7 protein-coding genes are annotated in these 8,725 nt (G+C 67.5%); 4 read left to right on the forward strand and 3 right to left on the reverse strand.

The features are described 5' to 3' along the window. Positions 1-1,749 (forward strand): ABC transporter permease (locus tag ON44_RS23465; RefSeq protein WP_040693692.1); only part of this gene is annotated, 1,749 nt, incomplete at its 5' end. A 57-nt stretch (positions 1,750-1,806) separates the two neighbouring features. Here the strand turns inward: ON44_RS23465 and ON44_RS52755 are convergent. Next, entirely contained in the window at positions 1,807-3,939 is a 2,133-nt protein-coding gene (locus tag ON44_RS52755) for a serine/threonine-protein kinase (RefSeq protein WP_245567298.1), read from the reverse strand. A 298-nt stretch (positions 3,940-4,237) separates the two neighbouring features. On the opposite strand from ON44_RS52755, the gene ON44_RS23475 reads away from it, so the two are divergent. Continuing rightward, complete coding sequence (locus ON44_RS23475; protein ID WP_040693693.1) at positions 4,238-5,125, forward strand: serine hydrolase; 888 nt, start codon at positions 4,238-4,240, stop codon at positions 5,123-5,125. On the opposite strand, the gene ON44_RS23480 is transcribed toward ON44_RS23475, so the two are convergent. Continuing rightward, positions 5,122-5,787, reverse strand: a complete 666-nt coding sequence (locus ON44_RS23480; protein ID WP_040693694.1) for a response regulator — start codon at positions 5,785-5,787, stop codon at positions 5,122-5,124. The two genes, ON44_RS23475 and ON44_RS23480, sit on opposite strands and share 4 nt — an antisense overlap. Before the next feature lie 148 nt (positions 5,788-5,935). After that, on the reverse strand, positions 5,936-7,168 hold the full coding sequence (locus tag ON44_RS23485) for a sensor histidine kinase (RefSeq protein ID WP_373283199.1): 1,233 nt from the start codon (positions 7,166-7,168) through the stop codon (positions 5,936-5,938). Between the two features lie 169 nt (positions 7,169-7,337). Between ON44_RS23485 and ON44_RS23490 the strand changes: the two genes are divergently transcribed. Both ON44_RS23490 and ON44_RS23495 read left to right on the forward strand, forming a co-directional pair. Continuing rightward, positions 7,338-8,087, forward strand: a complete 750-nt coding sequence (locus ON44_RS23490; protein WP_063721615.1) for a hypothetical protein — start codon at positions 7,338-7,340, stop codon at positions 8,085-8,087. A gap of 125 nt (positions 8,088-8,212) precedes the next feature. Beyond that, on the forward strand, positions 8,213-8,725 hold a 513-nt coding region (locus tag ON44_RS23495; protein WP_040693696.1), incomplete at its 3' end, for an alpha/beta-hydrolase N-terminal domain-containing protein.

Genomic DNA, 8,725 nt, shown 5'->3' on the forward strand with positions numbered 1-8,725 from the left:
TCGACGCTCATGGCCTCGGCGGCCGCCCTGATCGTCTCGGCATTCCTGATCTACAACGCGATGAGTATGGCGGTGGCCCAACGCAGGCCGGTGTTGTCCATGCTGCGGGCCATCGGCGGCAAGCGCGGGCCGATGGTGCGTGATCTGCTGGTCGAGGCGGCGCTGCTCGGCGTGCTCGGCGGGCTGGGCGGCGCGGTGGTCGGTGCTGCCATGGGTGGTGTCGCGATCGACAAACTTCCCACCGCCATCATGCAATCGGTGGAGGCGCGCACCGAATATATGGTGCCCGGGTACGCGATTCCGGTGGCGATCGGCGCCTGCGTGGTGGCCAGTGTGCTGGCGGCCGCCATCGCGGCGCGCCAGGTGTACAAGGTCGAACCGATCGAGGCGCTGGCGCCGGTAGGGGCGGCGCGCACCGATACGACGAGTGCGGCACTGCGCTGGACCTCGATCGTGCTCGGCGTCGGCCTCATCGTCGGCGCGATCGTCATTGCCGAGGCCGATCTGGGCCGCATGTCGCTGGCGTCGATCTCGATGTCGTTCGCCGGGGCGGTGACGCTGTGCTTCGCTGCCACCGGACCGATCGTGCGGGCCGCCGCGGCGATCGCCGGATGCTTCGGCGCACCGGGCACGCTCGGGGCCACCACCGTCGAACGCGCACCGCGGCGGGTCTGGGCCACCGCGATGACCGTGATGATCGGCGTAGCCGCTACCGTCGCGATGGGCGGGGGCTCGCGCAATATGGTCGATTCGGCCACCGCCTCCTTCGCCGGCTTCAGCGACACCGATCTGTTCGTCAGCACCAGCTCGATGGAGCAGTTCCCGACGGGTCCGTTGCTGCCCAATGGATTACGCGAGAAGATCGCCGAGGTGCCCGGGGTCGAGGCGGTCGGGCCCGCGCAGATGGCCTTCGCCACCCTCGGCACCGGGCGGGTGATGTTGCAGGGGTATCCGAGCGACGCGGACGAATCCGAGACCGGCTCGGTGCGTCGAGAAGTCATGGCCCACTTGGCCGCCGGGGACGGCGTGGCGATCTCTCGGGATGTCGCGCGATCACTCGGCGTCGGCGCCGGGGCCGAATTGACCCTGCCGACCCCGACCGGCAACCACACCGTGCGGGTGCTGGACGTGATTCCGTATATCTCGGCCATCTCGGGTGTGGTCGTGATGAATCTCGACCAGATGCGCGCGTGGTATCAGCGACCGGGGGAAACCGTGCTCGCGGTGCATTTCCAACCGGGCGTGGACAAGTCGGCGGTGCAGGCCGCCGTGCGGCGCGTGGTGCCCGCGGATATCCACGTCGACACCGGCGCGCAGGCGGTCGTCGCCATCTCCTCCAGCCTGCGGCAGGGCTCGGCGATCAGCTACGCCATTCTGTGGATCGTGGTGTTGGTGGCCACCGTGGCACTGCTGAACACCCTGATGCTCTCGGTCCTGGAACGCCGCCGCGAACTCGGCGTGCTGCGGGCCATGGGCACCAGCCGCAAATTCCTGCTGCGCTCGGTGCTCGCCGAGGCCGTCGGCATCGGATTCATCGGCGCGGCAATAGGTCTCGCGGTCGGCGCGGCGATCCAGTATCTGGCGACCGTCGCCGTCGGGCGCGCGCTGACAATCGACATCACATACCAGCCGAGCCCGATGCTGCTGGTATACGGCACCGTCGCACTGGCATTGGCGCTGCTCGGATCGATCCCGCCCGCGTTGCGTGCGGCCCGGATGCCGATCGTGGAGGCGTTGGCGGTCGACTGAGTTCGATCGGGCTGCCGCACTGCCTGCGGCAGCCCGATTGGTTTGTCCGGCAGGCGATTACAGCGGTGCTGCGTCCCACCATGCGGTGAGTGCGTCCTGGGCCGTTGGGGTCGGCGGCACGGTTTGCACCCCTCCGGCGGTGCCGTGGTTGCTCACATACACCAGGAAATTCGAGCGGACCGGGTCGGATTCGAAGCTCACTACCAGTTTGGCTGTGTGGTAGAACGGCTGGAGCGGGCCCGGTGGATCTTCGACGACCCAGCGATGAGTGTTGACCGGGATTCCGCTTTTCTTACCGGCGGTTGCGACATTGGCGGGTAGTGCCTGGACCACGGCTCGGGCGTCGGCGGCGGAGGCGTATTCGAAGATGGTGTAGCTCATCTGTGTGGTGGCCTGGGTTTCGCGATGGCACTCCCATGCGGTGATCCAGGGGCTGGACTTCAGGAGTTCGTCCTCGATCCCCAGCGGCTCTCCGGCCTCCGATGCCATGCAGCGCGCATCTTGATAGGCCTCGCCGAAATCGTCCTTGCCCTGCGGCACCAGATTCGGAAAAAGCCTGCGGCTCTTGGCAAGTGCATCGGACGGAGCGGCCGCTGTCGTGGCGGTAACGGGTGGCGGCACGGCGGCATCGGGCGGGCCTTCCGACTCCCAGCCGACGACCACCAGTGTGCCCATGACGGCGATCACCGCGACCACGATGCCGACGACGATCCAGCCGACCAGCACGCCCGTACGCCGGCCGTGGTCCGAAGTCAGTTGCGGGCCAACGGCATTCGGCCCGAATGAGGGGGGCGCGGCACCGGGCGGCATCGCGGACGGCGGCTGTGGCGTCGGCTGGCCCTGTACCGGCGCGCCCTGCATCGGTTGGCCCTGCGCCTGCGGTGGCCCCTGCTGAGGCGGAGCTGCCTGCTGGGGTGCCGCCGGATACGCCGCAGCTTGCGGTGGTCCCTGCGTGGCCGGTGCACCCGGCTGAGGTGGAGCCGCCGGATACGCCCCAGCCTGCGGTGGCCCCTGTGTGGTCGGCGCACCCGGTTGCGCCGATGCCACCGAATAGCCCGCAGCCGGCGGCGCCCCCTGCGCCGGTGCACCCGGCTGCGGCGCAGGTGCCGCCGGATATCCCGTAGGCACCCCCGGCACCATCGGCTGCTGCGCCGGTGGATAGGCCTGCGGTGCACCATATCCAGCGGGCCCGACCGCCTGCGCGGACTGCGCCAAGGCGGCCTGATCCGCACCGAATCCCGGTGCGGGCGGGGCGGATCCAACCGCCTGCCCCGGATACACCGGCGGAAAGCCGGGATTCACCTGCACGGCGGCACCCGGCGGCGCGGTCAATGCCTTGCGGGCCGCGGCGGCGAACTCGACACATGTCGCGTACCGATGTTCGGGACGTTTGGCCATCGCCTTGGCAAGCACCCCGTCCAGCGCGGGATTCAAGCCCTGGCGTCGGGTCGCCAATGGCGCGGCGACATGTTGCAGATGCCCGCGGATGATGTCGTTCGGATCGGGCGCGTCGAATGGCGCCATGCCGGTGAACAGCCAGTACAGCGCGCACGCCAACGAGTACTGATCGGTGCGGTTGTCCAGCTTGGCGCCGGTCATCTGCTCGGGCGAGGCATAGGACAGGGTGGCGCTGAACATGCCGGTCTGGGTCAGGTGCGTGGAGTCCTCACGCAACCGGGCGATACCGAAGTCGGTCAGGAATACCCGCTCGCCCTGCCCACCGCTGGAACGAGCCAGCAGGAAGTTGGCGGGCTTCACATCCCGATGCAGCACGCCCATGCCGTGTGCGTAATCCAGTGCCGCCGCGACACCCTCGATGATCTGCACCGCTCGCTCCGGCGGCAGTGTCATCGGGTCGACGGTCGCCGCGTCGACGCCGTCGATGTACTGCATGGAAATCCAGAGCTGATTGTCCTCGGAGCCGCGGTCGTAGACAGCGACGATATTCGGGTGGTCCAGATGCGCGGCCAGATCTGCCTCCCGATCGAAGCGCGCACGCACCTCGGCGTCGGTGAACAGCTCCCGATTCAGCAGCTTCAGCGCCGTCTGCTTACCGAGGCGGGGGTGTCTGGCCAGGTAGACCGAGCCCATGCCCCCCTGGCCGAGCAGCCGCTCCACGGTGAACCCGGCGAACACCTCACCGCTGTTCAGCAACGCGACCCCCTTCAGGTGACTGCGGCCCTCGGACATCGGTCGTCCGAGCGCGTAAGCCGATCTTTTCGAGCGACCTGCAAGCAGTCGCTACGGCGGTTGTGAGCCTACCGGGTAGCCCCTTGGCCACGCTGTTTCGAATTCTCCGGGAAAATCGGCGAAACTATCAACAGGGCGTCAGTACCGTGTCAGCTTCTGGCATGACTCGGTGCTGATCGCGCGACGTCCGGTCACCGACCGGGCGGGTGTGACGAGGATGTTTTTCGCACTGCCGATGGAACAACGGGTGTCAGGTTGTGGTGGTGGGGAGAACGCGGCGGTGAGGTCTACAAGAACGATGGTGAATACTCGGGTGGCGCTGCGCGGCGCGGCACTCACGGTTTTGCTCACACTCGCCTCCTGCTCGCTCTTACCCGGCACCCACGACGCCCCCGCGGAACCGACGCTACCCGTCGAACGGCCCGGATCCTGGCATCCCGGCTGGTCGATCTCGCGGCCCGATTCGCTGGCCGCCGATTTCACCCAATTGCAGCCCAATCTGCTCGGGCAGGTCGGTATGGCGATCATGCCGGTCGGCGGCGGCCGGATGACCATCTTCGGCGACTGGACCAGCGGCATCGCCTGGTCCACCATCAAGGTGCCGCTGGCCATCGCGGCGCTGCGGCACGACCCGACCGGCGTTTTCGAATACGCGCACGAGGCGATCACCGTCTCGGATAACGATGCGGCCGAAGCGCTCTGGCAGTCGCTCGGTGACAGCGAAGAGGCCGCGCGGGCCGTCCAGGAGGTCCTCGACGAGGCCGGTGACGCGCTGACCAATGTGTACGGACCGAAGACCAGTCTGGATTACACCGCATTCGGCGCGACCGAATGGACACTCGCGAATCAAGTGCGCTTCGCCTCGCAGCTGCCGTGCCTGCCCGAGTCCGCCACGGTGGTCGAGCTGATGGAACAGATCACGCCGGAACAGCGTTGGGGCCTCGGCACCATCGAGGGCACCGAATTCAAGGGCGGCTGGGGGCCCGACGACGAAACCGGCGTCTACACGGTCCGCCAGTTCGGCATCGTGCCGACCCGATCCGGCGGTGTCGCGGTCGCGCTTGCGGCACAGGCGGATTCGGGCACCTTCGAGGATGCGACCGCCCTGCTCGATCGACTGGCCCGGCTGCTGTCGCGACACCTCGACGATCTCAACGGCGGTAAGTGCCAGCAGCAGCCGCGCTAGCCCGGGGTGACCAGACCCGATTCGTAGGCGAGTACGACCGCCTGCGCGCGGTCACGCAGATTCAACTTCGAAAATACCTTGGAGACATGGGTTTTCACGGTCTGCTCGGCGACGAACAGCGCGGTGGCGATCTCGGTATTGGACATGCCCTTGGCGATCAACTCCAGCACCTCGCGTTCACGCGGAGTCAGTGACGCCAGCGCGGGTGTGGGTTTGACGCGGCTCGCAGAGCGTCGGCGGGTGACATCGGCGATCAGGCGGCGGGTGACCGTCGGGGCGAGCAGGGCCTGGCCGTCGGCGACCACGCGCACCGCGCGCACCAACTCCTCGGCGGGCGCGTCCTTGAGCAGGAATCCGCTGGCTCCGATGCTCAACGCCTCGTAGACGTAATCGTCGATATCGAAGGTGGTCAGCATGAGCACCCGCACCGGCGGATCGAAACCGGCGGCGAGGATGGCACGCGCGGCGTCGAGTCCGTTCATCTCCGGCATGCGCACATCCATCAGCACCACATCCGGGCGCAGCCGTTTGGCCTCGGCGACGGCGACCTTTCCGTCCGGCGCGTCACCGACCACGCTGATATCGGATTGGGCGGCGAGCAGAGCGCCGAAACCCTGACGCACCATGGCCTGGTCGTCGGCGATCAGAACAGTAATTGCCACCAACAGAGCCTATCCGCCTACTCAGGCCGGACAAGTTGGGTGCCACCTGCGTCACGTTCAGGTGCACGGCAAGTTTGGGCGTACCCGACGAGTCAGCCATGTCCATTCGAAATGAATTGCCCTGTAGGCATTTCAGGGAACGGGATGCTCAGATTTCTTCGGTCGCGGTGACCGTGGCGATCATCGCCGGGTCCAGCGCCGACCCGGACGCCGGTGCGATCGGCAGCCGGGCTCGGACTTCGAAACCGCCGTCCGCACGCGGACCCGCCGATACCTCGCCGCCGACCGCGAGCGCACGCGCACGCATGCCCGCGATGCCGTGACCACCGTTGCCGACGGGGCGGGCCACAGTGGCGCTCAGGGCATTGCCGACGCTCAGCTGCAGTGCGTCGGCGCCGATCACGATCGCTACCTGCACGGGTGCGCCCGGGGCATGCCGGGAGGCGTTGGACAGCGACTCCTGGACGATCCGGTACAGCGCGAGGCCGACCGAATCCGGGACCGGATCCAGCAGTCCGTCGACGGTCCAGTCGATGCGCACACCGGCGCGGCGTGCGCCCTCGAACAGGCCGAGCACATCGGCGGCCTTCGGTTGCGGTGCGTGTTCGGGCAGTTGACCGTCGCTGCGCAGCACGCCGAGCATGCCGCGGATCTCGTTCAATGCCTCGCGGGCGGTCGCGCCGATGGATTCGAATTCCGCGCGAGCGGCGGGAGTCACGCCCTCGACCCGATAGGGGGCGGTCTGCGCCTGCACCACGACGAGGGACATGTGGTGAGCTACGACATCGTGCAGGTCGCGGGCGATGCGGGCCTTCTCCTCCAGGATGGCGCGCCTGGCCCGCTCCAGCTCGTTCTCCTCCTCCTGGGCCAGCAACTGTTTGCGCGACTGCACCAGCCAGCGCACCAGCATCGCGAACAGCACAACGGCGGCGAAGGCGATCGGCCAGGCCCACGCGCCGCCGGAGATGTCACCGTCGCTGGTCATCGTGGTGGCCAGCAGCAGCGAGGTCGCACCCCAGGCGACCGCGACGATCGGGACCGCCGCACGCAGGGCCACCGCGAACAGCAGCGCGAACAGGCACAGGATGTGCACGACCTGGATCGGGATCTCATTGTCCGGCTGATTCGGGATGGCCAGGGCGATGAGCAGGGCCGAGCCCGCTGATATCGCCCAGCCCAGCGACGGGTTGAGCCGGATCAGCAGGATTGGGAACGCGGCGAGTGCGGCGATGAACGGCTGCACCGCGACCGGTACGTGATGGGTGAGGTGCAGCGTCGGCCACGCGACGGCGTAGAAGATCACCGCGAGCAGCACGGTGAACGCGTCGAACCACATCCGCGCGTTCATCCCCTTGATCCAGCTACGACGTTTTTCCCTCATGGCTACGACAGTAGGAAGCCCGAGTGGCCGGGGTCCTCATACCCACGGGTGAATTCCGATCCAGTACCGGAGTGGGAGGACTCGCACGCGCTCCCCCGGCGGCACGGGCCGGGAAACCGCTCCGCGGCGTGAGGTGGCGTAGCGGGATGGATTCCTACCGTCGAGCACCATGAGCACACCGACCATCGATGCCGGCGCCCGAACCCAAACCATCGCACGACGCTGTGCCGCACTGACAGCGGCCGCACTGACCACCATGGCGGCAACCATCATGCTGGCGCCCGCGGCGCATGCCGCCACCGTCGAGCGGCCGGTGGAGAATGCGTCGGCCGGTGCCGCGGTGATCGGCCTGACCTCGGGTGGGCCGGGGTCGGTCGATGTGATTCCCGCTGATTTCGCGGAGCGGTTCGGGTATCGACCAGCTGTTGTCGATGGGATGCTGGCGAATCCGGGTGGGGATTGCTCGTCGCCGGTGACATTGCCCGGCGAGTTCGAGACCGCTTGTAAGGCACATGATTTGGGGTATGACCTGCTGCGCTATGCGGACGCGCAGGGTCAGCCGCTGGGCGGGTGGGCCAGGCAGGCGCTGGATGCGACGCTGGCCGTGCGTATGCACGAGGCGTGCGCGGCTCGGGAGGACGGGTTCTCGCGGGCTCGGTGCAATGCGATGGCGAGCATCGCGAATACATTCGTCGACCTGAATTCGCGGCGGCAGGACTATGGCGTGCCGGTTGTCGAATCCGCTTTCGGGGCAGAAGATTCCGGGAATAGCGGGTGGATCGTCGGTGGCGGTCTGGTCGGGCTCGGGGCGGCCGCGTTCCTGCCGTCCGTCAGGCGGCGGCTTGCCGATGCGCGGAATCGACGTCATTCTTCGGTACGAGCTTCGAATCGCATCGGCGCTCTGGGGGTTCAGGCATGAGCACGTTGACCGCGACCAGACCGGTTTCTACCCGGAACGATGCGGGCGCATCGCCCAGCCCGAACATTTCACCTGGACGGGGGAAACGATGGAAGACGCTCGTCACCAAAGGGTTTCGCTGTGCCGTGCAGCCGCGAATTGGCACGACGCTCGGAATCGGTATCGGCACCGCGATATCCCTGGCCCCCAGCCTGCTTCCACGCACACCGAGCGCCCAGGCGATGTTGACCGGGCTGCTCGCCGCAGTTGCGCTGGCCGTCGCGGGAGTTCTTCGCTTTGCGTTGCGGCACTGGGATTTCGATATCAACCATCGGATGGAGCGATTCCGCACACCGTTGCTCGGTTCGGCCGTGCTCGCGGTCGTCGGCATGGTCGTGCAGGCAACCCACTGGCAGAACCGGTTGCGTACGGCGATGGATACGGCGTCGATCGGTCCGGACTATTGGCTGCAGTGGGCGCTCGTATCCGTAGCGATTGTGGGCGTTGTCGCCGGAATCGTCCGCGCGACCGGATGGTTCGCCCAAAAGCTGGGTGCGGCGCGCACTATCACGGTCGGGGTGGTGGCGGTGTCGGTGCTCTACCTCGTCGGGGTACCCGAAGTTGTCGATTGGCGAAGCACTGCCTACGCCGCCGCCAAT

The sequence above is a fragment of the Nocardia vinacea NBRC 16497 genome, from assembly GCF_000308835.1.
Taxonomy (GTDB): domain Bacteria; phylum Actinomycetota; class Actinomycetes; order Mycobacteriales; family Mycobacteriaceae; genus Nocardia; species Nocardia vinacea.